The 23,603-nt window shown below is 35.4% G+C and carries 19 protein-coding genes, 3 tRNA genes and 1 pseudogene; 16 read left to right on the top strand and 7 right to left on the bottom strand.

Annotation, left to right across the window (positions count from 1 at the left end):
• Nucleotides 1–93: 93 nt before the first annotated feature.
• Entirely contained in the window at nt 94–954 is an 861-nt protein-coding gene (gene pdxY, locus HMPREF1052_RS03535) for a pyridoxal kinase PdxY (RefSeq protein WP_005759731.1), read from the bottom strand.
• Between the two features lie 89 nt (nt 955–1,043).
• On the opposite strand from pdxY, the gene HMPREF1052_RS03530 reads away from it, so the two are divergent.
• Nucleotides 1,044–1,119 (top strand) — tRNA-Thr (locus HMPREF1052_RS03530).
• 139 nt (nt 1,120–1,258) lie between these two features.
• On the opposite strand, the gene HMPREF1052_RS03525 is transcribed toward HMPREF1052_RS03530, so the two are convergent.
• On the bottom strand, nt 1,259–2,197 hold the full coding sequence (locus tag HMPREF1052_RS03525) for a Kdo(2)-lipid IV(A) acyltransferase (protein WP_005759727.1): 939 nt from the start codon (nt 2,195–2,197) through the stop codon (nt 1,259–1,261).
• A 146-nt stretch (nt 2,198–2,343) separates the two neighbouring features.
• On the opposite strand from HMPREF1052_RS03525, the gene hldE reads away from it, so the two are divergent.
• Both hldE and HMPREF1052_RS03515 read left to right on the top strand, forming a co-directional pair.
• Complete coding sequence (hldE, locus tag HMPREF1052_RS03520) at nt 2,344–3,789, top strand: bifunctional D-glycero-beta-D-manno-heptose-7-phosphate kinase/D-glycero-beta-D-manno-heptose 1-phosphate adenylyltransferase HldE (RefSeq protein ID WP_005759690.1); 1,446 nt, start codon at nt 2,344–2,346, stop codon at nt 3,787–3,789.
• 309 nt (nt 3,790–4,098) lie between these two features.
• Nucleotides 4,099–4,413: a CBU_0592 family membrane protein gene (locus HMPREF1052_RS03515; protein WP_005759684.1), complete on the top strand. Its 315-nt coding sequence runs from the start codon at nt 4,099–4,101 to the stop codon at nt 4,411–4,413.
• A gap of 28 nt (nt 4,414–4,441) precedes the next feature.
• On the opposite strand, the gene ettA is transcribed toward HMPREF1052_RS03515, so the two are convergent.
• The gene (gene ettA / locus HMPREF1052_RS03510; protein WP_005759677.1) at nt 4,442–6,112 is read right to left on the bottom strand and encodes an energy-dependent translational throttle protein EttA; all 1,671 of its coding nucleotides are present in this window, start codon (nt 6,110–6,112) and stop codon (nt 4,442–4,444) included.
• Between the two features lie 465 nt (nt 6,113–6,577).
• Between ettA and zevA the strand changes: the two genes are divergently transcribed.
• Nucleotides 6,578–7,213 carry a zinc transporter binding subunit ZevA gene (zevA, locus tag HMPREF1052_RS03505; protein ID WP_005759721.1) on the top strand — a complete coding sequence of 212 codons (636 nt, stop codon included), beginning with the start codon at nt 6,578–6,580 and terminating at the stop codon, nt 7,211–7,213.
• A complete protein-coding gene (locus HMPREF1052_RS03500) occupies nt 7,204–8,259 on the top strand; it encodes a nickel/cobalt transporter (RefSeq protein ID WP_005759682.1) in 1,056 nt (351 codons plus the stop codon). The genes zevA and HMPREF1052_RS03500 overlap by 10 nt, the downstream gene beginning before the upstream one ends.
• A 135-nt stretch (nt 8,260–8,394) precedes the next feature.
• On the opposite strand, the gene HMPREF1052_RS03495 is transcribed toward HMPREF1052_RS03500, so the two are convergent.
• Both HMPREF1052_RS03495 and HMPREF1052_RS03490 read right to left on the bottom strand, forming a co-directional pair.
• The gene (locus HMPREF1052_RS03495; protein WP_005759710.1) at nt 8,395–9,372 is read right to left on the bottom strand and encodes a calcium/sodium antiporter; all 978 of its coding nucleotides are present in this window, start codon (nt 9,370–9,372) and stop codon (nt 8,395–8,397) included.
• A gap of 178 nt (nt 9,373–9,550) precedes the next feature.
• Nucleotides 9,551–9,626, bottom strand: a tRNA-Asn gene (locus tag HMPREF1052_RS03490).
• Between the two features lie 512 nt (nt 9,627–10,138).
• Here HMPREF1052_RS03490 and uvrB point away from each other — a divergent pair.
• On the top strand, nt 10,139–12,175 hold the full coding sequence (gene uvrB / locus HMPREF1052_RS03485; protein ID WP_005759705.1) for an excinuclease ABC subunit UvrB: 2,037 nt from the start codon (nt 10,139–10,141) through the stop codon (nt 12,173–12,175).
• A 104-nt stretch (nt 12,176–12,279) separates the two neighbouring features.
• On the opposite strand, the gene ribA is transcribed toward uvrB, so the two are convergent.
• A complete protein-coding gene (ribA, locus tag HMPREF1052_RS03480; protein ID WP_005759689.1) occupies nt 12,280–12,942 on the bottom strand; it encodes a GTP cyclohydrolase II in 663 nt (220 codons plus the stop codon).
• A gap of 81 nt (nt 12,943–13,023) precedes the next feature.
• Between ribA and HMPREF1052_RS03475 the strand changes: the two genes are divergently transcribed.
• The 4 genes and pseudogenes from HMPREF1052_RS03475 to HMPREF1052_RS03460 all read left to right on the top strand — a co-directional run bounded on the left by HMPREF1052_RS03475 (nt 13,024) and on the right by HMPREF1052_RS03460 (nt 17,057).
• Nucleotides 13,024–13,773 carry a phosphatase PAP2 family protein gene (locus HMPREF1052_RS03475; RefSeq protein WP_005759698.1) on the top strand — a complete coding sequence of 250 codons (750 nt, stop codon included), beginning with the start codon at nt 13,024–13,026 and terminating at the stop codon, nt 13,771–13,773.
• Nucleotides 13,774–13,786: 13 nt separating this feature from the next.
• Nucleotides 13,787–14,701: an N-acetylglucosamine kinase gene (nagK, locus tag HMPREF1052_RS03470; RefSeq protein ID WP_005759708.1), complete on the top strand. Its 915-nt coding sequence runs from the start codon at nt 13,787–13,789 to the stop codon at nt 14,699–14,701.
• Nucleotides 14,702–14,876: 175 nt separating this feature from the next.
• Nucleotides 14,877–15,330, top strand: a pseudogene (gene tnpA, locus HMPREF1052_RS03465) (IS200/IS605 family transposase).
• Between the two features lie 269 nt (nt 15,331–15,599).
• Nucleotides 15,600–17,057 carry an alanine/glycine:cation symporter family protein gene (locus HMPREF1052_RS03460; RefSeq protein WP_005759739.1) on the top strand — a complete coding sequence of 486 codons (1,458 nt, stop codon included), beginning with the start codon at nt 15,600–15,602 and terminating at the stop codon, nt 17,055–17,057.
• A gap of 48 nt (nt 17,058–17,105) precedes the next feature.
• Here the strand turns inward: HMPREF1052_RS03460 and HMPREF1052_RS03455 are convergent, their stop codons facing one another.
• Nucleotides 17,106–17,669 (bottom strand): DUF1439 domain-containing protein, encoded by a 564-nt coding sequence (locus HMPREF1052_RS03455; RefSeq protein ID WP_040596237.1) that lies wholly within the window; start codon nt 17,667–17,669, stop codon nt 17,106–17,108.
• Between the two features lie 198 nt (nt 17,670–17,867).
• Here HMPREF1052_RS03455 and HMPREF1052_RS03450 point away from each other — a divergent pair, with 198 nt between their 5' ends.
• The 6 genes from HMPREF1052_RS03450 (at nt 17,868) to infB (ending at nt 23,571) form a co-directional block, all read left to right on the top strand.
• Nucleotides 17,868–18,614, top strand: coding sequence for a BUD32 family EKC/KEOPS complex subunit (locus HMPREF1052_RS03450; RefSeq protein WP_005759685.1), 747 nt, complete (start codon nt 17,868–17,870; stop codon nt 18,612–18,614).
• 9 nt (nt 18,615–18,623) lie between these two features.
• Nucleotides 18,624–18,746 carry a hypothetical protein gene (locus tag HMPREF1052_RS11570; protein WP_005759744.1) on the top strand — a complete coding sequence of 41 codons (123 nt, stop codon included), beginning with the start codon at nt 18,624–18,626 and terminating at the stop codon, nt 18,744–18,746.
• 90 nt (nt 18,747–18,836) lie between these two features.
• A tRNA-Met gene (locus tag HMPREF1052_RS03445) sits at nt 18,837–18,913 on the top strand.
• A gap of 194 nt (nt 18,914–19,107) precedes the next feature.
• A complete protein-coding gene (rimP, locus tag HMPREF1052_RS03440) occupies nt 19,108–19,563 on the top strand; it encodes a ribosome maturation factor RimP (protein ID WP_005759672.1) in 456 nt (151 codons plus the stop codon).
• A gap of 16 nt (nt 19,564–19,579) precedes the next feature.
• Nucleotides 19,580–21,085 carry a transcription termination factor NusA gene (gene nusA, locus HMPREF1052_RS03435; protein WP_005759742.1) on the top strand — a complete coding sequence of 502 codons (1,506 nt, stop codon included), beginning with the start codon at nt 19,580–19,582 and terminating at the stop codon, nt 21,083–21,085.
• Nucleotides 21,086–21,096: 11 nt separating this feature from the next.
• Nucleotides 21,097–23,571 carry a translation initiation factor IF-2 gene (infB, locus tag HMPREF1052_RS03430; RefSeq protein WP_005759726.1) on the top strand — a complete coding sequence of 825 codons (2,475 nt, stop codon included), beginning with the start codon at nt 21,097–21,099 and terminating at the stop codon, nt 23,569–23,571.
• Nucleotides 23,572–23,603 lie beyond the last annotated feature (32 nt).

The raw sequence follows: 23,603 nt of genomic DNA, 5'->3' as shown, positions 1-23,603 counted from the left end.
TTTCCCATAGATGTAATGGGCTATAAGTATAAAGTAAATCAAGGTAATAAGAAAAGCGTTACAGTACTGCAACGCTTTTAGAGAAAGGAAAAGTTAGGCTATTTTTGTTGCTTGTACGCCACTTTGTGGAGTAATGATTAAATCACGAGCTTCAATAATTTGTAGCTCATAACCATGTCGCTCATAAGTAATTCGCATAATATCATTTACTGCATTAGCCGTGTGTTCAAAAGCTTCTACATCGGATTTGCCATTAAGTAAATTTGCTAAAAATAAACCCGAGGTTAAATCACCCACGCCGACAGGTTCTTTAGCAAATTCATAAAGCGGGCGAGTTATATGCCAAATGCCTTCTGGTGTAGCGAGTAACATTTCAAAACTTTCTGTATGTTTACCCACTCGACTGAGATGTTTGACTAATACTTTCTTTGGACCTTTGCTAAGAATTATTTTGACTGCCTCAATCGCTTGTTCAAAATTTTCTACTGAGATACCACTGAGTTCCCGTAATTCAACAAGGTTAGGCGTGATAATATCTGCCTGTGCGATAGCAAGTTTGACAAGTGCCTCTTTTACACCATCGGCAACAATACATCCCTTATCAGGGTGCCCCATAACAGGATCGCAGAGATAAATAGCCTTAGGATTTCGTTCTTTTATGAGGTTTTTGGCTTTGATGATCTCTTCAACTTGGTCAGCCGAACCAATATAACCAGAGATAACTGCATCACAATTAATTAATTCACCAATTTCGTCAATACCACGAACAATTTCTCCAATTTGCTCTTTAGGCATCACCATTCCTGTCCATTTTCCATATTGTGTATGATTTGAAAATTGAACAGTATTTAACGCCCAAACATCCATGCCCATTAATTGCATTGGAAAAGTTGCGGATTTATTACCTGCATATCCAAAAACTACGTGTGATTGAATTGAAAGAACGTTTTTCACTGATTTCCACCTCATTTATGTTAAAAAATTTAAAAATAGACTTGCAACCTTTTAAAATATCCATATAATTAGCTGCTCATCCAATCTGTGCCGACTTAGCTCAGTAGGTAGAGCAACTGACTTGTAATCAGTAGGTCATCAGTTCGATTCCGATAGTCGGCACCACTTCTATTAACAATTATTCAACATATTCCAGTGCATTTCAACTATCAAGTATAAATCTCTACTTTAAAAACTTCTAATGATTATATTGAATAAATGGGTTGAGATTAAAAAGCCACTATTTCGAATAGTGGCATTGAATTTAATCATACAAACTTTTATCCGATTCATGTGGACGAGTTTTGAAACGACGATGTAGCCACATATATTGCTCAACTGCCATCATAATTTCTTTTTCCACTAGTTTGTTCATTCGCTTAGCGATTTCTACTTCATCGTCAATAATGTCACTGAAATCTACCGCAGGTTCTATTGTTACGGTATAGCCTGAACCATCTCTATTCCGAATAGGTGCAAAAGGTATGACTTTACTGGTTGGAGAAGATTTTAATAGATAGTAACTTCCAGTAGTAGTGGCAACTTCAGGAACGGCAAATAAAGGAACAAATACTGCGTTCTTTCTTCCATAATCATGATCTGGAGCATACCAAATCGTGTTGCCTGTACGAAGTGCTTTAATCATGCCACGTAGATCTTTTCTATCAAGCAAATCTTTATTAGAACGAATACGCCCTTTAAATTGAATCCAATCCATGAGTGGATTATCATTAGGTCGATAAATGCCTATTCCTGGATGCTGTAAGCCCACCACTCTTGCACCTAATTCTAAGGTAAGAAAATGTACGCCAACTAAAATAATACCTTCTTGCTGATGTTGCTTTAAGTGTTCAATGCCAACTAATTTACACCATTTATTAATACGTTTGTCCGACCAAAACCAAGCCATACCCGTCTCAATAATTGCCATACCGACAGAGTTCAAGTGTGCTTGTAAAACAAAGTCAATTTTTTCTTTTGACCAATCAGGAAAGCAGAGTTCAAGATTACGACGGGCAATTTTAGCACGACGTTTACCTACACTCAGTTTAGAAAATAGATGCCCTAAACCATGACCAATGTTTTTTAAGATAGGGTAGGGTAATAAAAGTACTAATCTGAAAAAAAATAAACCAATCCAAAATAGCCAATATTTAGGAATCAGAAAAGCTTTATCAAATTTGGGAGGAGAATTTTTGGGCATAATCAGAAATAAATAACCTTGTGATAATAAGTATTGTGTTAGTTTAACGGAAATTTATAGAAATTTTAAGCCAATCAGCTTATGACTGTGGTAAAATTTGGCAAATTTTCCAATTTATACTCAATAAATGCGAATAGGATTTCAATATGGCTCAGTATTCAGCTCAATTTAATCATGCGAAAGTTTTAGTATTAGGAGATGTAATGTTAGACCGATATTGGTTTGGCTCGACAAATAGAATTTCTCCTGAAGCACCAGTGCCAGTGGTTAAGGTTCAACAAAATGAAGAACGTGCTGGAGGAGCTGCCAATGTAGCAATGAATATCGCTTCATTAAATGTGCCAGTACAATTAGTAGGCTTAACGGGGAATGATGAAGCTGGTTCAGCACTCGTAGATTTACTAGAAAAACAACGAATTGATTGCAATTTTGTGAAATTGGATACCCATCCAACTATTACTAAATTACGAATTCTCTCTCGTAATCAACAACTATTACGCCTTGACTTTGAAGAAGATTTTAAACATGTCAGAAGCAATGATTTGCTACATAAATTGAATGATCAAATTGAAGCATTTGGTGCATTAGTTTTATCTGATTATGGTAAAGGAACATTAAATGATGTGCAAAACATGATTCAAATTGCACGCAAAGCTAAAGTTCCAGTGTTAATTGATCCTAAAGGCACAGACTTTGAACGTTATCGTGGTGCGACTTTACTCACGCCTAATATGTCTGAATTTGAAGCTGTTGTGGGTAAATGTGAAACCGAACAGGATATTATTGAAAAAGGGCTCAAACTTATTTCTGATATTGAATTAAGTGCTTTATTAGTGACACGTTCAGAAAAAGGAATGACATTATTGCGTTCTGGTCAAGAAGCTTATCATTTGCCAACAGAAGCTAAAGAAGTATTTGATGTGACCGGTGCTGGTGATACGGTAATTAGTGTATTAGCTACGGCAATTGCAGATGGTCGTACATTGGAAGAAGCATGTTATTTGGCGAATGTGGCTGCGGGCATTGTTGTAGGTAAATTAGGTACATCAACGGTTTCTACGGTTGAATTAGAAAATGCAATTCACGGTCGTTCAACCAGTGGTTTTGGAATTATGACAAAAGATGAACTTAAGATTGCAGTGAATTCAGCAAAACGTCGTGGTGAGAAAATTGTAATGACTAATGGTTGTTTTGATATTTTACATCCTGGTCATGTCGCTTATTTAGAAAATGCACGTAAATTAGGGGACCGCCTTATTGTTGCTGTAAATTCTGATGCTTCAGTAAAACGCTTAAAAGGCGAAACAAGACCAATTAATGGTATTGAAGCTCGTATGGCGGTATTAGCTGGATTAGCGTCAGTGGATTGGCTGGTGGAATTTGAAGAAGATACTCCTCAGCATCTTATTAGTGAGATTTTGCCTGATTTGCTTGTAAAAGGAGGAGATTACCAACCTCATGAAATTGCTGGTTCAAAAGAAGTTTTAAACAATGGTGGAGAAGTGAGAGTATTAAATTTCGAGGATGGTTGTTCGACAAGTAATGTAATTAAGAAAATCCAAGAACTCAAAACTTCTTCATCAGTAGATTAATCTCTGTTAATAATTAGCGATTAAATAGGAGTACACATAAGTAGTAGAATGATGCAAAAATATCACTATTTAGTGAATATAAAATGTATTAATCAAGTATTTCCTTATATCCAGTAGCTTGTTAGATTTTATAAATTATCCCGTCATTTTTGATGGGATTTTTTTATGTGCAGATTTTATTTTTATATAGATATCGTTTGCTTTTTAAAGGTTAACGTTTGCGTTGAAATAGCCTATTTTCAAGTGAATTTTTATTTTGTAGAATTAATTATCTGTTATGTTAACGGACTAAAATAACAAGGAAAAATCATGAATATTATAATGGAGTTTTTAGGTTTTAACTCATTAACGGTAGAGCAACTGGCAGTACTAGATACAACAGCACATATTGTGGGATTTTTAGGAATGGCTTGCGTGGTAATTGCATTTTGGTGTGTTGTAAGTGAGCACTGGAAACCAATTTCCTTGCAATACAATATTGTTAATGGTATTGGCGCAGTATTACTAATACTTAGTTTATGTGTACATTTTAATTTAGGTTCATTTGTAATTGAAATCTTTTGGATTTCAATTTCTTGCGTAGGTATTTATAAATACTTTCGTCAAGATAAGACATTGATCTAATAAAAAATCCCCAAAAGGGGATTTTTTATTATTTAGAAATTCGTTTATATTTGACTCTATGAGGTTGAATAGCAGCTTCACCTAAAGTTTTCTTTTTCCACTCTTCGTAATCAGAGAAATTACCTTCGTAGAAGGTTACTTTACCCTCATCACCGTAGTCTAAAATATGAGTAGCAATACGGTCTAAGAACCAGCGGTCGTGTGAAATTACCATCGCACATCCTGGAAACTCTAAGATTGCATTTTCTAATGCTCGTAAGGTTTCTACGTCCAAGTCATTAGTTGGTTCATCTAATAAAAGGACATTACCACCACGTTGTAATAATTTTGCTAAGTGTAAACGACCTCTTTCTCCACCAGATAATTCACCTACACGCTTTTGTTGATCAACGCCTTTGAAGTTAAAACGACCAACATAAGCGCGGCTAGGAATTTCAAAATTACCGATCGTTAGGATATCTTGACCATTTGATACTTCTTCCCAAACTGTTTTCTTATCATCCATGGAATCACGGAATTGCTCTACAGAAGAAAGTACTACAGTTTCGCCTAAGGTGATCGATCCTGAATCAGCTTTTTCTTGACCTGAAAGCATACGGAATAAGGTTGATTTACCAGCACCATTGGCACCAATAATACCTACAATCGCACCTTTCGGAATTGAGAACGATAAATCATCAATTAATGTACGATCACCATAAGATTTAGTTAAGTGTTCAACTTCAATGACTTTGTCACCTAAACGAGGACCAGGTGGAATAAAGAGTTCATTAGTTTCATTACGTTTTTGATATTCGCCATTATTTAATTCTTCAAAGCGAGCCATACGAGCTTTACTTTTAGCCTGACGGCCTTTTGGATTTTGGCGAACCCATTCTAATTCTTTTTCAATTGATTTTTGACGAGCTGATTCTTGAGCTTGCTCTTGTGCTAAGCGATTTTCTTTTTGTTCTAACCAAGAAGAGTAGTTACCTTCCCAAGGAATACCCTCACCACGGTCAAGCTCTAAGATCCAACCTGCCACGTTATCTAAGAAATAACGGTCATGGGTGATTGCAACGACAGTACCTTCATAGTCATGTAAGAAACGTTCTAACCAAGCGACAGATTCAGCATCTAAGTGGTTAGTTGGTTCATCTAATAATAACATATCTGGTTTTTCAAGTAATAAACGGCAAAGTGCTACACGGCGACGTTCACCACCTGATAAGTGTTCAATTTTTGCATCCCATTCAGGTAAACGTAATGCATCCGCTGCACGTTCTAATTGATTATCAAGATTATGGCCATCATGTGCTTGAATTATTGCTTCAAGATTTGCTTGCTCTGCCGCTAATTTATCGAAGTCTGCGTCAGGATCTGCATATAAAGCATAAACTTCATCTAAGCGAGTTAATGCATTTTTAACTTCAAAAACAGCTTCTTCAATCGCTTCTCGAACAGTTTGTTGAGGTTCTAATTTTGGTTCTTGTGGAAGATAGCCAATTTTTATACCTGGCTGTGGACGAGCTTCACCTTCAAACTCTTTATCTATGCCAGCCATAATACGTAATAGCGTAGATTTCCCAGCACCGTTTAAACCGAGCACACCAATTTTTGCACCAGGAAAAAAACTTAAAGAAATATCTTTAAGGATATGGCGTTTAGGTGGCACAACTTTACCAACACGGTGCATTGTATAAACAAATTGTGATGACATATTGGATCCCATAAGTGTTATTTAATTAAATTGCTTATTTTACTTGAAATTATGGGGATATGTAAGATTTATCTTGAGTAACAGGATATAATATAAAAATTATTCTAGTTTTTAGTAAAGTAATAAACTTGAATGAACTTTTTTCTAGGATATTAGTCTATAAAAAAACCACCCTAAAAGGGTGGTAGGAAAGTAGTTTAGCTATTTATTTATGATTATTTTATTTAGGAACTTTATGAATATCAAGCAATTACTTGACGTCATGTATAGTACATAAAAAAGTTCCCAGAACAAAGCTTGATATGATGATTTATTGATATAAATCATATTATTTGTAGGGTTTTAGATTTAGTCGCTTATTTTTTAGCAAATATTGACAAGAAATTATAGGTTTTAAGTTTGATTTTTATTTTAAAGAATGAAATTCATACTATGTAAATATTAATGAGTAAGGTTGTTTTGAGCATGAAAAAACTGATTTTTTTATTGTCTTGTTCCATTATTTTTCTTTCACAAAATACGTTTGCTCATCCACATGCATTCATAGAAATGAAAACAACACCGATTGTTAAGGAGCAAAAATTAATAGGCTTTTCTATGAAATGGCTATTAGATCGAGCAAGTTCATCAGAAATGTTATATGATTTACAACAAGCTAAAAATGATCCAAAAGAACAACAAAAATTAGCTGATGAAATGATGAATAATATTGTTAATGAACATTATTTTAGTTATTTCTATGATCAAAAAGGTCGCAAAATTAAATATACTTCAAAACCACAAAATTATGGTTTACAAAATTCTAATTCACAAATTCTTTATTATTTTGATCTTTTATTAACTGATCCTATTGAGTTAAAAAATACGGAATTAACCCTCTCAACTTATGATTCTATGTATTATGTATCTATGTATTATGATGAACAGAAAAATGCAGTGGATTTTTCACCACTCCCTTCAAATTGCCAAGGCAAAATTTTAGCGCCTAATGTAGATGATAAAACCCGACAATATGCTTCATCACTAGATAAAACCCAACGAGATGAAGATTTCACCTTAGGTAAACAGTTTGCACAGAAAGTGATTATATTATGCAAATAAAAGCGGTACAAAAGGAAAATCTAAAACATAATAAATGGATTTGGATTGTTCTCTTAATTTCATTAATTATTGCTATTACTAATTTGTTCCCTTGGTTATTTACTCATATTGTGGTTTGGCAAAGGGAATTTAATCAATTAATTTCTGATAATTTACAGGAAATTAAGCATAATCCTAGGGTTGCTGGAAGTATGCTGATTTTGATTAGTTTTCTGTATGGAATATTTCATGCGGCAGGCCCTGGACACGGTAAATTTATTATTGTTAGTTATTTATCTACTCATCAGTCGAAGCTTAAAAAGAGCATGAAGTTAAGTTTTTTATCTTCATTAATGCAAGGTGTTGTGGCGATCTTGGCAACTTCTATTGTGGTAGTGATACTGAATTTATCTTCTGCTTATTTTAAATTAAGCCAATTATGGTTAGAACGAGTCGCTTATCTTCTTGTCATTTTGTTAGGTTTACGTTGGTGTTATCAAAGTTTTCAAAAATTTATAAAAAAACACCGCACTTTATCACAAGCGAATAAAGTTCCTCATATTCGTCAAATTAATGTATTAGCAGATAATTTACGCATCGGTCAAAATATAACTCAAATTCAGTCTCAAGAATTTATTCCTCATGAACATGGAACGGATTGCGGTTGTGGACATAAACATATGCCAGAGCATACCGAATTAGAGCAAGCTACTAGCTGGAAATCACAATTTTTAGTGATTATGAGTATTGGTATGCGTCCTTGTACTGGCGCAATTTTTGTTTTATTTCTTTCTTATATGCTGAATTCATATGCTTGGGGGATTGTTGCTACTTTAGCTATGTCAATTGGAACTGGGCTAACGTTATCCAGTTTCGCCGCTATGGTTCAATATGCCAGAAGTACAGCGATTAAAGTAGGAAAGTGGTATTTATCTCCCACACTAAATTTAGATTTTGATGTATTAATTAAATTGATTGCTGGATTATTATTAATTTTCTTTGCTATTAGTCTGTTATATGGAACAACCTTGCCTTCATCTGGTGGCGCAACATTATTTGGACGGTAATAATTTTCTTCCATACTACAAGTGATATAGGTCACTTTAATTTAGATATTATTTTTGTTTAGGGAAATATTTATGACAAACCTTCTTAATTATTTCTATTAAGGCTTGTTTCAATCTCCCTTTTATTTTTTTATTTTATACCGCAGTTTCAAGCAAATAGAAGTTATAGCCTAGATAAATTAAGAAGAATATGAACCCTTCAAAACGATTAATTTTACCCTTGCCTATATGCTTACCAAAGTTTAATCCAAATACCAGTAAGAGCAAGGTTAAAATTGACATTACTAATATATCTCGGTTAAACACTTCTGAACCTACTTGCATTGGCGAAATTGTACCAGCAATGCCCACTACAGCAAGTGTATTGAATAGATTAGAACCGATGATATTACCGACGGCTAGATCAACTTGATCTTTTTTGGCAGCAACTAATGATGAGGCTAATTCTGGTAATGATGTTCCGACAGCAACAATGGTTAAGCCAATTACTAAATCGCTTACGCCAAAATAATGGGCAAGCTCAACGGCGCCCCATACCAATAGCTGAGAGCTTATCATCAAAAGCAATAGCCCAACTATTAGCCAAAATAATGACAGTTTAATATTTATTGGATCTTTTTCAGTTAATTCTTCATTAACATCATAAGCAAGGCTATCTGGTTTATTTTTTAAACCATGCCAAATTGTCCATATCATATAAATTGCAAATATGACTAATAGAATGATGGCATCTTGTCTAGATACTTCTGCGTCATAAATTAGCAATGCCGAAATTCCAGTAATCAATATTAGAATAGGTAATTCTTGCTTAAGTACTTGAGAATTTACGGCTAAAGGTGAAATTAAAGCGGTCAAACCTAGAATTAAGGCAATATTGGTAATGTTTGAGCCATAGGCATTCCCAAGCGCAATTCCAGAATTACCATTTAATGCTGAGGTTGCTGATACGATCATTTCTGGTGCGGAGGTACCGAAACCAATAATGATCATACCGATAAGTAATTGAGGCATACCAAAATAGCGAGCTGTTGCTACCGCACTATCCACAAAGCGATCTGCCGCCCAAATTAACAGCATTAATCCACCAATAATAGCGAAAGAGGGGAATAACATGATGATGAGTCCCTAAATGAATGTGAAGTTTGGATTATATAGTGAAAGGATTTATTAGAAAATAGGATAAAAACAAAACATCAGAAAAATAAAAGCCCGTAAACACGGGCAAAAATCTTTTGGCGATACACTATACTTTTATAAAAGGAGACAAATAAAAGATAACCAAAAGAGAATTTGGCTCCTCCTGCTGGACTTGAACCAGCGACATACGGATTAACAGTCCGCCGTTCTACCGACTGAACTAAGGAGGAATTATTCTGTATTACCTCAGTGTATCTTACTGAATAGGTTGCGAATGATAAAGGTTAGTCGTAATCTTGTCAACACTCAAACGGTAAAAAGTTTCTATTTTTCTTACCTAAATTTCTATCCACAAAAGCTGTGGATAACTCTGTGTATTATTACCTTAAAGATTATCTAAGGCTTGATTATATAAGGCTTTGATGAATTTTGTTAAATAATTGGTTGTAAAATAACATTTCTATATTTATCAATAAGTTAATAAAATTCCAGTAAAATATTTTAAAAAATTTTTTAATTTTGTGAGGATTTTATATTGACAAATATAAGTCTGTGTAAAACTTAGATTTTTATCTTCTGAATTTGTTACGATTTTGTGATAAAATGCAAAAAATCTTAAAATCTAATTTTATCGAGATAATTCGGCGTTAAATCAAAAATTTTCTTTTTCATCATATAAAATTTATGAAAATAGAACCGCACTTTTGGTTTATTTAACATAAGAGTTTGAGTCAAAAAATCTATGTCACATAAAATAAATTCTAAACCGTTTATTTTGCATTCAACGTTTCAGCCTTCAGGCGATCAGCCTCAGGCGATAGAACGATTGAGCGAAAACCTCAATGATGGCTTAGCTCACCAAACGTTACTTGGGGTAACAGGCTCAGGGAAAACCTTCACTATTGCTAATGTAATTGCAAAATTGAATCGTCCAGCCATGTTACTTGCGCCAAATAAAACCTTGGCGGCACAGCTCTATGCTGAAATGAAAACCTTTTTTCCTGAAAATGCGGTGGAATATTTTGTTTCTTACTATGATTATTATCAGCCTGAAGCCTATGTGCCAGCGAGTGATACCTTTATTGAGAAAGATGCCTCTATTAATGATCAAATAGAACAAATGCGGTTGTCTGCAACAAAATCCTTCTTAGAGCGCAGAGATACTATTGTAGTCGCTTCAGTTTCTGCTATTTATGGGTTGGGTGATCCTGATTCATATTTAAAAATGATGTTGCACTTGCAGACAGGTGCAATTATCGATCAACGCCAGATCTTAGCTCGTTTAGCCGAATTGCAATATACGCGTAATGACCAAGCATTCCAACGTGGTACTTTTCGTGTCCGTGGTGAAATTATTGATATTTTTCCTGCTGAATCTGATGATAAAGCTGTGCGAATTGAGTTATTTGATAATGAAATTGAACGTTTGAGTTTATTTGATCCTCTCACTGGAACAAGTTTTGGTAAAGTGCCTCGTTTTACGGTATATCCTAAAACCCATTATGTGACTCCAAGAGAGCAAATTCTTGATGCAATTGAAAAGATCAAAGCCGAATTAGTGCTTCGCCGAGAGGAGTTTATTAAACAGCATAAATTGTTAGAAGAACAACGTATTACTCAACGAACTCAGTTTGATATTGAAATGATGAATGAGCTAGGTTATTGCTCTGGTATCGAAAATTATTCACGTTATTTATCCGGTCGTGATGAAGGTCAACCACCACCGACTTTATTTGATTATATGCCTTCTGATGCTTTGTTAGTGATTGATGAATCACACGTTACGGTGCCTCAGATTGGAGGAATGTATCGAGGTGACCGTTCTCGTAAAGAAACCTTAGTGGAATATGGTTTTCGCTTACCCTCTGCACTGGATAATCGTCCATTGCGTTTTGAAGAATTTGAACGTCTAGCGCCGCAAACCATTTATGTATCAGCAACACCAGGCCCTTATGAGTTAGAAAAATCGGGTACAGAAATTATTGATCAAGTCGTACGTCCGACGGGATTATTGGATCCTGAAATTGAAATTCGTCCAGTAGCTATTCAAGTTGATGATTTATTATCAGAAGCTCGCCAGCGGGCAGAACGCAATGAACGTGTACTTGTAACAACCTTAACTAAGCGTATGGCAGAAGATTTAACTGATTATCTTGAAGAACATGGTGTTCGAGTTCGTTATTTACATTCTGATATTGATACTGTTGAACGTGTGGAAATTATTCGTGATTTACGTTTAGGGGAGTTTGATGTTTTAGTCGGAATTAACTTATTACGTGAAGGGTTAGATATACCTGAAGTTTCATTAGTTGCTATTTTGGATGCGGATAAAGAAGGCTTTTTACGTTCAGAACGCTCATTGATTCAAACTATTGGTCGTGCAGCTCGTAACTTAAAAGGTAAAGCCATTCTTTATGCGGATCGGATGACTAATTCAATGGAAAAAGCGATTACGGAAACCCATCGTCGCCGTGAAAAACAAATAAAATATAATGAGGAGCGAGGTATTATTCCTCAGGCTTTAAATAAGAAAGTAGGAGAATTATTAGATATTGGGCAAGGTGGTTCAAATAAATCTCGCACTAAACAACGCACACAAAAAGTCGCTGAATCAACCGCAGTTTATGATATACCTAGCAATCCTAAAGAATATCAACAACAAGTTAAAAAGCTTGAGCAACAAATGTATAAGTTTGCACAAGATCTTGAATTTGAAAAAGCAGCAGCGATTCGTGACCAATTACATAAATTGCGTGAGAAATTTGTGGAAAATGGTTAATTTCTTTTGCCTTTACAGAATAACTTTTCTAAGTTTAGAGATGATGAAGACCAATTAATATTGTTTAATTAGATCTAAAAAGCCCTCCGAGGAGGGCATGTTTTCTATTTATTTGAATTAGGAATTTCAGATTGACAATGTGGACATTCTAAAAAATGTTTTTCATTATTATGGACAATAAAATGTCCCATTTTTTTTGCTTTAGTATCTAAATAACCACGATTATAACGATTTTCGCCTACGTTTAGTGGCACACGTTCTACAATATTAATCCCCGCTTTTTTCATTGTATCAATTTTATTTGGGTTGTTGGTTAACAAACGCACTTTTGATATCCCTAATAATTCAAAAATATCGGCACAAACACAGAAGTTACGTTCATCAGCAGCAAAACCCAAAGCAAGATTAGCTTCTATCGTATCCATTCCCTGATCTTGTAATGAATAAGCACGAATTTTATTAATTAACCCAATGCCTCGTCCTTCTTCACGGTGATAAATCAGAACGCCACGTCCCTCCTCACTGATTTGACGTAATGCGGTGGTAAGTTGGAAACCACAATCACATTTTAGGCTATGTAAAGCATCACCAGTTAAACATTCAGAATGGATACGTGCTAAAACAGGTTTTTCTTCACTATGACTAATATCACCCATGACTAAGGCAACATGTTCTTTTTTTGTGTCTGGAAATTCAAAACCCACAATTTTAAAGAGTCCAAATTCTGTTGGAAGATTTGCTTCTGCAACCAATTGAATTTTTGACATAAATAAATCCTTACCTCTACTATCTACTTTTCCACTATGTAATGTTAAAATGCATCTTTTCAACTATGGGAAATTATAAAAATGTTAAAACGATTGTCATTATATACTCTTTTACTTTGTCTTGTGCCTATTTTTGCATGGATTTCTGGTTGGCATTGGCAAGGTGACGAGGAGATAACCAATTTTGATCATTTTTTATATTGGTTAACTGAAACTAGTACGGCACCTTACGCTTTAATGACTTGTGGTGTGTTCGCCTTACTTTTCTTTCCATTTGCTAAAACGAAAAATCAATGGATTTTTATTGTCTTAGTTTTAGCTTTTTCTACAGTAATAACCCAAGGTGTTAAAACGGGGTTAAAACATGTGTTTGCCGAGCCTCGCCCTTACGTTGAACAATTAGCACAAAATTCGGGAGCTAGTGCTGAGTATTTTTATGATCAAACTAAAGCACAACGCAAAATTATTGTAAATAATTATTATGCAAGTAAAGCTGAGACACCAACTTGGTTAGTTAAACATAGAATAGAAGAAGTCAGTTATTCTTTTCCATCAGGTCATACTATCTTTGCGGTTAGCTGGTTATTGTTAGTGGCTGGATTTATGCGTTTATTAAATGATACTTCCATAAAAGCAAAAATTTTTGTATTTTTGACCGCACTTTGGGCAGTATTAATGCTGATTAGTCGATTACGTTTAGGTATGCATTATCCAATTGATTTATTGGTAAGTGCGTTAATTTCTTGGGGATTGCATTGTGCATTATTTATCTTTTTGGAAAAGAAACAATTTTTTGCAAAAGATTTCGCACCTAGATGCTTACTTAAGTAATTAAGGATAAAAAATGCTATATGGTTTAGATATTGGCGGTACAAAAATTGAATTAGCTGTTTTTAATGAGCAGTTAGAAAAGCAATATTGTCAACGTGTGGATACACCGAAAGATAGCTATGAACAATGGTTAGAAACTATCGCATCGCTTGTGCGTGCAGCCGATGAAAAATTTAATGAGAAAGGTACTGTCGGGCTGGGAATTCCAGGTTTCGTTAATCCAGATACGGGAATTGCTGAAATTACTAATATTCGTGTTGCGGATAATAAGCCAATCTTAAAGGATCTCACTCAATATTTAGGTAGAGAAGTTCGTGCAGAAAATGATGCAAATTGTTTTGCCTTATCGGAAGCTTGGGCAACAGAAAATCAAAAATATCCTTTTGTCTTAGGATTGATTTTAGGAACAGGTTTTGGCGGTGGATTAGTTTTTAATGGCAAAGTGCATTCAGGCGAAACAGGCATGGCAGGTGAATTAGGGCATCTACAATTAAATTATCATGCTTTGAAATTATTAGGGTGGGATAAAGCCCCTATTTATGAATGTGGTTGTGGCAACCAAGCTTGTTTAGATAATTATTTATCAGGCCGTGGATTTGAATGGCTTTATCGCGATCTTAAAGGCGAAGCATTATCCGCAAAAGCCATTATTGAACGCTTCTATGCAGGAGAGCAAAGTGCGGTCGAGTTTGTGGAAATTTTTATAGAATTAGCTTCAATTTCTCTTGGTAATATTATTACTGCTTTAGATCCACACCTGATTGTATTAGGCGGTGGATTGTCTAATTTTGATTATTTATATGAAGCCTTACCGAGAGTTTTACCGAAACATTTAATGCGTAGTGCAAAAGTGCCTGTGATTAAAAAAGCTAAATATGGTGATTCTGGTGGTGTACGAGGTGCCGCCGCATTGTTTCTTACCGACTAATAATAAAAAGCGAGATTATTATCTTGCTTTTTTATTATAGCTAGACAAAAGTCTAGCTATAAAAACCATACGCTTTGCGTATGGAATCAAAGAGCTTAAGCGTTGGGTAGAAATAAAAAGTCCTCCTATAATGAATAAGGCTGACAACCAAAATTCAACATATAGGAGGACAGTCATGGGAAGTAAATCCAATGACGATTCAAGTCTATCACACACAAGGTGGAACTGTAAGTATCATATTGTGTTTATTCCCGAATATGGTAGGAAAGCGATTTATGGCAAATTGCGAGGGTATATTAAAGCAGATATGTCAGTATAAAAGCATTGAGATAATAGAAGCTCATGCAATGAAAGAGCATATTCATATGTTGCTTAAGCTCCCGCCGAAACTGGCAGTATCAAGCTTTATGGGATATTTAAAGGGAAAATCTTCGCTTATGATATTTGAAAAGCATGCGAATTTGAAATATAAGTATGGGAACCGAAATTTCTGGGCAAAGGGTTACTATGTCAGTATGGTTGGTTGAAATACGAAAGTAGTGGAAGAATATATCAGGAATCAAGAGAAAGAAGATATGATTTCAGATAATGTTTCGAAGAAAGAATATGTAGACCCCTTTAAGGGGTAAGCCATAGAGTTATTGTGCGGTTGTCAGTATTTCACATGCCCCTTGAGGGGCCTGTGAAGTCATAGGCCCTTATAGGGTAGCCTAAAAACCGCCCGTTTTACGGGCGGATTGTTATTTTTTCTAAAAAATCGATTATTTATTCTCCTTTAATTAAAAAATATCCATCTAAATGAAGTTGTTTTTATTTTTTTATCATTTTTACTGGTAATTTCAATCTTGATCATTAAAATTCATTACTTATTTTTATTAGGACTTTTAAGGAATTTAAAATGTTTTCGAATTTTATTAGTTATATAGAACAGGGAATTCGTTGGTTCGTAGAACATTTTGATGGACCATTATGGAATGCGACTATAGTTACTTTGTTAGGTGTAGGGCTTTTTTTTACAATTACTACAGGGTTTGTACAGTTACGTTTATTTCCACATAGTATTCGTGAAATGTGGTTCGGGCGTGCATCGCAAGGAGATTCACTTTCACCATTTCAAGCTTTTGCAACAGGTTTGGCAAGTAGAGTTGGCGTGGGGAATATTAGTGGAGTAGCAACAGCGATTGCATTAGGTGGACCTGGTGCTGTATTTTGGATGTGGGTCACTGCATTGATTGGTATGTCTAGTGCCTTTGCTGAATCTTCTTTAGCACAGTTATTTAAGATTAAAGATGCGAAAGGTTCATTTAGAGGCGGACCTGCTTATTATATTTCACAAGGTGTAGGCTCTAAATTATTGGCAATTGCTTTTGCATTAGCACTTATTTTTACCTTTGGTTTTGCCTTTAATGCAGTTCAATCCAATTCTATTGTGGAGGCAACTCGTAATGCATGGGATTGGGATGCTCATTATGTAGGGCTGTTGTTAGTATTACTAACCTCTTTTATTATTTTTGGTGGTATAAAGCGAATTGGTCGTTTTTCGGCTCGTATTGTACCAATGATGGCATTGTGTTATTTAATTCTCGCTCTGATTATTTTAGGTATGCACTATGACAAAGTGCCTTCTATCATTTACTTAATTATTCGCAGTGCGTTTGATTTTTCTGCTATGGCGGGAGGAATTTTCGGTGCCGTGCTGTCTAAAGCCATGCTATTAGGGATTAAACGTGGTTTATTTTCAAATGAGGCGGGTATGGGGTCTGCACCGAATATTGCAGCTACTTCAGATGTAAAACACCCAGTCAGTCAAGGTCTCATACAGATGCTAGGGGTTTTTGTTGATACTATCTTAGTTTGTAGTTGTACTGCCATTATTATTTTATTATCCGATAATTATGGTAGTGAATGCCTTAAAAGTATTTCATTAACACAAAAAGCGTTGCAATATCATATAGGTGAGTTTGGGGTACATTTTTTAGCCTTTATTTTATTGTTATTTGCATTTTCATCCATTATTGGCAATTACGCCTATGCTGAAAGCAATATGCGTTTTATTAAAAATAATCCTATTGTTGTCAATTTATTTAGATTATTGGTATTGTTTTTTGTATATTTTGGTGCGGTAAATTCAGGAGGAATTGTTTGGGCATTTGCGGATACCGTAATGGCGATAATGGCTATGCTCAATTTAATTGCTTTACTTATTTTATCGCCTATCGTATGGATTTTATTACGAGATTATTATCGCCAAACGAAACAAGGTGTTGAACCTGTATTTAATATTATGGAACATCCTAAACTGTTAAAATTACGTTTAGATCCAAGATTATGGAATCGGATTAGAGAGCATAAATAAGTTCAAACTTAAGGCATATTTTATATGCCTTAAATTTATTATCGGATATTACAGTATATCTGTTTCTAAGCTGATTCTTCCTTTTTCAACAGAGATGCCTTTTGCAAATTTTTTGATTAACATTTCACGAGGTTTAGTTTCATCTAAAGTATAAATAGGCATGTTTGTCATTAACATAGCAATACTCTGATTAAGATAAGGCATAATAGGTTCAATTTTTTCCATATAGGTTTGTGGAGAACCTGACCAGTTAATAATCCGTAAATCACGTAAATAGATTGAACCTGTTTTAGGATCATAATAAGGAATGGTATCAATAGTAAGATTAATTTTTCCTGCATAGGCTTTTCTTTGTAGGTTAATTAATCCATCAAGTGTGCCACTTACTTCCACTCGTTTAGAATCAGACTGACCAATTTTAGTGGTAAGGTTTTGAATTTTATAATTCATACCAAATAAATTAGGTAAACCAATTTGATCTGAGATTTCACCCTTTTTGGCTAAATAATCATTGATCTCTTCTTCACTCACAGAAAATGCATAAGCTTGTGTGATTGAAAAAAACAATGTCATTAGAAAGGTAGCGTAAAATACTAATTTAGATCTCAACATTAAGATAACCTCGTAAAAATCTTTAATTTAAAAATATCCTAAAAAAAGCTAAAATAAACCGATCAAGAAACCTTACTATTAGTCAGTATATAGCAGTATAAGTTCATTGCTTTAGCCTTTCATTTTAGGGTAAATGTCTAAGGTTGGTTTAGCAAAGTGCGGTAGCATTTTAGAAATTTTAATCTGAAGGAGATAGAAATGACAGCGGATGAGCAAGCTATGTTTGCCCAGCATGTTGAAAAATTATTGCAAGAGCATCGAAATGAACGAATATTTCGCTTTGAATTTAATCACCAACTTTATTGGATTAAGCAACCTGAAGTATTGCATGGCATCTGGAAAATATTAAAGCCACATCCCAAACAAGCTTTTCAGAATGAATTAAACCTATTGAAAGAATTAAATGCAAAACACGCACCAGTGCCAACGTTAATGCTTTCAGGTGATAATTTTTTTGTTTTAAAAGATGTTGGATTAACGATTAATCAATGGGTTGAAAATGCAGATTTAGGATTAGAGATTGAAGAGCAAAATCAAATTTTATCTGATGCAGTACATGGCTTGACAGAGTTGCATCGAAGAAATTTAATTCATGGTCGCCCCGCACTACGAGATATTGCTTGGGAAAAAGGTCAAATTATATTTATGGATTTTGAAGCTCAATCACATAGCCAAAATTTAGAATGGAAAAAAATGCGTGATATACTTATTTTTATACATGGCGTCTGTCGTACAAAATCTCTTTCCAATGAACAAATTCAGTATGTGATTAACACCTGTAGTGTATGTTGTGAGCCACAACTATGGCAACAAGTTTTAAATTTTGTGGAAAAAAATCGTTGTCTTTATTATGTGTTGTTGCCTTTCAAACCTATTGCAAGAATGGATTTAATTGCGATTTATCGTTTATTTGAGAATATGTTTCCTTTAATTAAAAAACATTAGGAAAATAATATGAAAAAATTATTTATTTTTATCATTATCGCGACTTGTATGAGCAGTTGTTCTGTTGGTGGTGGATTTGGCGTCAATAATGGTGGCGCTGGTATTGGAATTAATTCTGGCATTCGCTGGTGATTTAATGAAAGTGCGGTAGCATTTTAATTTATTTTTTCAATAACTTGATATTTGTCAAATTTATGTCTATAATACGCCACATATTTCGGACGCGGGGTGGAGCAGCTTGGTAGCTCGTCGGGCTCATAACCCGAAGGTCGTTGGTTCAAATCCAGCCCCCGCAACCACTTGCTTATTGTAGTAAAGCATAATAGGCTCAGTGAGGAACCCCAATCATGATTAGGGGTTTTTTTATGTATAAAATTTAATGTAAAAGCTGGGCATTACGCCCTTTTTTTATACCTAAAATTTGAGTGTGGAATGCTTAAGTATCTAAATTTATAGGAATTTATTGTAAATATGAATTCTACAGGAGAATAATTTGGCAACATTAGAACAAAATTTACAAGAAATGCTTCAGGGGTCAGTAGAGGATTTAGGCTGTGAACTTTGGGGGATTGAATGTCAACGTGCTGGTCGTTTTATGACAGTCCGTTTATATATAGATAAAGAAGGCGGTGTCACTGTTGATGACTGTGCTGATGTTAGTCGTCAAGTGAGTGCAATCTTAGATGTTGAAGATCCTATCGCTGATAAATATAACCTTGAAGTTTCTTCACCAGGTTTAGATCGACCATTATTTACATTAGCTCAATTTCAACGTTATGTTGGACAAGATGTGTCAGTGCATTTACGTATTCCAGTATTAGATCGTCGTAAATGGCAGGGTAAGTTAGAGAAAATTGATAATGATATGTTAACGTTAATAGTTGATGGTCAAGAACAAGTTTTAGTGTTTGGTAATATTCAAAAAGCAAACGTAATTCCAAAATTTTAATTAGAGGCAATCGAAAGTGAGCAAAGAAATTTTATTAGCTGCAGAAGCAGTATCAAATGAAAAGTTATTACCACGCGAAAAGATTTTTGAAGCATTAGAAAGTGCAATTGCACTGTCAACCAAGAAAAAATATGAACAAGAAATCGATGTTCGTGTTGTGATTAATCAAAAAACGGGCGAGTTTGAGACTTATCGTCGTTGGTTAGTTGTTGAAAATGTCACTAATCCAACTAAAGAAATTACTCTAGAAGCAGCACAATTTGAAGATCCGACGATTCAGTTAGGCGATTTTGTCGAAGATCAAATTGAGTCAGTTGCATTTGACCGTATTACTATGCAAACCGCTCGCCAAGTAATCAGTACGAAAATTCGTGAAGCAGAACGTAATAAAGTGGTTGAGCAATTCCGTTCTGAAGAAGGTAAAATTGTCACAGGAACAGTAAAAAAAGTGACTCGTGATTCTATTATTTTAGAATTGACAGGCAATAAAGAAGATCCTGCAAAAGCAGAAGCCGTTATTACACGAGAAGATATGTTACCACGTGAAAACTTCCGACCTGGTGACCGTGTTCGCGGAGTGCTTTACAAAGTTAATCCAGAAAGTAAAGGTGCACAATTGTTTGTAACTCGTGCTAAACCTGTAATGATTGAAGAATTATTCCGCTTAGAAGTTCCTGAAATTGGTGAAGAGCTAATTGAAATAAAAGGAGCATCTCGTGACCCTGGTTCACGTGCTAAAATTGCAGTGAAAAGCAATGATAAACGTATTGATCCTGTAGGTGCTTGTGTTGGCATGCGTGGTGCTCGAGTTCAAGCCATCACGAATGAGTTAGGTGGTGAGCGTGTAGATATCGTTCTATGGGATGATAACCCAGCACAATTCGTGATTAATGCTATGGCACCTGCTGATGTGAGTTCAATTGTAGTAGACGAAGATAATCATTCAATGGATATTGCTGTTGATTCAGAAAATCTTGCTCAAGCAATTGGTCGCAATGGTCAAAATGTCCGTTTAGCAACTCAATTAACGGGATGGACATTAAATGTGATGACTTCTGATGAATTAACAGAAAAACATCAAGCAGAAGACAATAAGATTTTAAACTTATTTATGACATCACTTGAAATTGATGAAGATTTTGCTCAATTGTTAATTGATGAAGGTTTTTCAAGTCTTGAAGAATTAGCTTATGTGCCTGTGAATGAATTAACTGCAATTGATGGGCTAGAAGATGAAGATTTGGTTGAAGAATTACAAACTCGAGCAAAAAATATATTAACAGCAAAAGCGTTAGCTGAAGAAGAAGCATTAAAACAAGCACATATTGAAGACAGATTATTAAATCTTAACGGTATGGAACGTCACATTGCATTCAAATTAGCAGAAAAAGAAATAAAAACCCTTGAAGAATTAGCAGAACAAGGTGTTGATGATTTAGCGGATATTGAAGAGCTAAGTGCAGAAAAAGCAGCGGAGTTGATTATGGCTGCGCGTAATATCTGTTGGTTTGGTGATGAATAAGGATAAAAGTTATGAGTGATAAAGAAACACAAAGCGAAAATGCACCAAAGAAACTGAGCTTACAGCGTAGAACAAAAACTACCGTAGCTGGTGGTAAGGTACAAGTTGAGGTACGCAAATCTCGTAAAATTGATACTGAAATGGCGGCTAAAAAAGCAGCTGAGGAAGCACAATTAAAAGCGCAACAACAGGCTGCATTGGATAAAGCCGCAAAAGAAGCTGCAGAAAAGGCAAAGAAGCTTGCTGAAGCTGATAAAAAAGCAACTGAAGCAGCTAAAGTTGAAGTAGCAAAAGCTGAGCCTGTAAAAGCAGTTGACTTGGAAAAAGAACGCATTAAAGCTGAAGAGGCTGAATTACGCCGTAAAGCAGATGAATTAGCTCGTCAAAAGGCAGAAGAACAGGCTCGTAAAGCTGCTGAAGAAGCAAAACGTTTAGCTGCAATTGCCGAAGATAATGATGTTAGTGCTGAATTATCAGATGATTTTGCAGATTACAACTTGACATCAAGCTATGCTCGTGAAGCTGAAGATGAAGAGGAACGTCGTAACGAGAATCGTGGACGTGGTAAAAATAAAGTGGTAAAAGCGAAAAAAGGCGGACGTGAAGAAGAAAGTACTAAAAATGAGCGTGAGTCAAATCGTCGTAATCAACCAAAAGGTGGTAAGGGCAAACAAGGTAAAAAAGGCGGTAGTGCTATTCAACAAGCCTTTACCAAACCTGCTCAAGTGGCAAAATCAGATGTTATCATTGGTGAAACCATTACAGTTGCAGAATTAGCCAATAAAATGGCAGTTAAAGCAACTGAAATCATTAAATTTATGATGAAAATGGGTGAAATGGTAACCATTAACCAAGTGATTGACCAAGAAACAGCTCAATTAGTCGCTGAGGAAATGGGGCATAAAGTGATTCTTCGTAAAGAAAATGAATTAGAAGAATCCGTATTAGAAGATCGTGATGTAAATGCCGAAAAAGTACAACGTGCGCCAGTAGTCACTATCATGGGACACGTTGATCATGGTAAAACATCATTACTTGACTATATTCGTAAAGCGAAAGTTGCCGCTGGCGAGGCTGGCGGTATTACTCAGCATATCGGTGCTTATCACGTAGAAACTGCTGATGGTAAAATGATTACCTTCTTAGATACTCCGGGACATGCTGCCTTTACTTCAATGCGTGCTCGAGGTGCGAAGGCAACGGATATAGTTGTTCTTGTTGTAGCAGCGGATGATGGCGTAATGCCACAAACTATTGAGGCGATCCAACATGCTAAAGCAGCTGGTGCTCCATTAGTGGTTGCCGTCAATAAGATCGATAAACCTGAGGCAAATCCAGAACGTGTAGAACAAGAATTACTTCAATATGAAGTGATTTCTGAGAAATTCGGTGGTGAAGTACAATTTGTACCCGTATCTGCGAAAAAAGGGACAGGTATTGATGAATTATTAGATGCTATCTTATTACAATCAGAAGTGCTTGAATTAACAGCGGTTAAAGATGGTATGGCGACTGGTGTCGTAATTGAATCCTACCTAGATAAAGGCCGTGGCCCAGTAGCAACTATCCTTGTCCAATCTGGTACATTACATCGTGGTGATATTGTTCTTTGTGGTTTTGAATACGGTCGTGTACGTGCAATGCGAGATGAAAATGGTAAAGATGTTGCACTCGCAGGCCCTTCAATTCCAGTTGAGGTGTTAGGTCTTTCAGGCGTGCCTTCTGCTGGTGATGAAGCAACGGTTGTGCGTGATGAGAAAAAAGCTCGTGAAGTGGCTTTATATCGTCAAGGTAAGTTCCGTGAAGTGAAACTTGCTCGTCAACAAAAAGCAAAACTTGAAAATATGTTTAGTAACATGTCTGAAGGTGATGTCGCTGAACTTAATATCATTGTTAAGGCAGACGTACAGGGTTCTGTGGAAGCAATTTGCCAATCATTAACTGAGCTATCAACAGATGAAGTAAAAGTAAAAATTGTTGGTTCAGGTGTAGGTGGTATCACTGAAACTGATGCTACATTAGCAGCGGCTTCAAATGCTATTATGGTGGGCTTTAATGTTCGTGCCGATGCATCAGCTCGTCGTATTATTGAAGCTGAAAATATTGACTTACGTTACTATTCAATCATTTATGAATTATTAAATGAGATTAAAGCGGCAATGAGCGGGATGTTACAACCTGAATTTAAACAAGAAATTATTGGTCTTGCAGAAGTTCGTGATGTCTTCCGTTCTCCTAAATTTGGTGCAATCGCAGGTTGTATGGTCACTGAAGGTGTGATTAAACGTAACAATCCAATCCGTGTATTACGTGATAATGTAGTTATCTTTGAAGGTGAATTAGAATCTTTACGTCGCTTTAAAGATGATGTTAATGAAGTCCGCAGTGGTATGGAATGTGGTATTGGCGTTAAAAACTATAATGATGTTAAAGTAGGCGACCAAATTGAGGTCTTCGAAGTGGTTGAAGTTAAACGTTCAATCTAATCTTTAAAAGTGCGGTCAAAATTTCTAAAAAT

The sequence above is a fragment of the Pasteurella bettyae CCUG 2042 genome (assembly GCF_000262245.1).
Lineage (GTDB): Bacteria > Pseudomonadota > Gammaproteobacteria > Enterobacterales > Pasteurellaceae > Basfia > Basfia bettyae.
The sequence above is the reverse complement of the archived record's forward strand: the minus strand, read 5'-3'. Positions and strand labels throughout refer to the sequence as shown.

What these genes read in the sequence shown, in the direction of transcription:
- HMPREF1052_RS03515 (WP_005759684.1), top strand. Translation starts at nt 4,099, where the DNA reads ATGAATATTATAATGGAGTTTTTAGGTTTTAACTCATTAACGGTAGAG.
- nagK (WP_005759708.1), top strand. Translation starts at nt 13,787, where the DNA reads ATGCTATATGGTTTAGATATTGGCGGTACAAAAATTGAATTAGCTGTT.
- ettA (WP_005759677.1), bottom strand. Translation starts at nt 6,112, where the DNA reads ATGTCATCACAATTTGTTTATACAATGCACCGTGTTGGTAAAGTTGTG.
- HMPREF1052_RS03455 (WP_040596237.1), bottom strand. Translation starts at nt 17,669, where the DNA reads ATGTTGAGATCTAAATTAGTATTTTACGCTACCTTTCTAATGACATTG.
- HMPREF1052_RS03495 (WP_005759710.1), bottom strand. Translation starts at nt 9,372, where the DNA reads ATGTTATTCCCCTCTTTCGCTATTATTGGTGGATTAATGCTGTTAATT.
- uvrB (WP_005759705.1), top strand. Translation starts at nt 10,139, where the DNA reads ATGTCACATAAAATAAATTCTAAACCGTTTATTTTGCATTCAACGTTT.
- HMPREF1052_RS11570 (WP_005759744.1), top strand. Translation starts at nt 18,624, where the DNA reads ATGAAAAAATTATTTATTTTTATCATTATCGCGACTTGTATGAGCAGT.
- ribA (WP_005759689.1), bottom strand. Translation starts at nt 12,942, where the DNA reads ATGTCAAAAATTCAATTGGTTGCAGAAGCAAATCTTCCAACAGAATTT.
- HMPREF1052_RS03450 (WP_005759685.1), top strand. Translation starts at nt 17,868, where the DNA reads ATGACAGCGGATGAGCAAGCTATGTTTGCCCAGCATGTTGAAAAATTA.
- HMPREF1052_RS03500 (WP_005759682.1), top strand. Translation starts at nt 7,204, where the DNA reads ATGCAAATAAAAGCGGTACAAAAGGAAAATCTAAAACATAATAAATGG.
- HMPREF1052_RS03525 (WP_005759727.1), bottom strand. Translation starts at nt 2,197, where the DNA reads ATGCCCAAAAATTCTCCTCCCAAATTTGATAAAGCTTTTCTGATTCCT.
- infB (WP_005759726.1), top strand. Translation starts at nt 21,097, where the DNA reads ATGAGTGATAAAGAAACACAAAGCGAAAATGCACCAAAGAAACTGAGC.
- zevA (WP_005759721.1), top strand. Translation starts at nt 6,578, where the DNA reads ATGAAAAAACTGATTTTTTTATTGTCTTGTTCCATTATTTTTCTTTCA.
- HMPREF1052_RS03460 (WP_005759739.1), top strand. Translation starts at nt 15,600, where the DNA reads ATGTTTTCGAATTTTATTAGTTATATAGAACAGGGAATTCGTTGGTTC.
- hldE (WP_005759690.1), top strand. Translation starts at nt 2,344, where the DNA reads ATGGCTCAGTATTCAGCTCAATTTAATCATGCGAAAGTTTTAGTATTA.
- HMPREF1052_RS03475 (WP_005759698.1), top strand. Translation starts at nt 13,024, where the DNA reads ATGTTAAAACGATTGTCATTATATACTCTTTTACTTTGTCTTGTGCCT.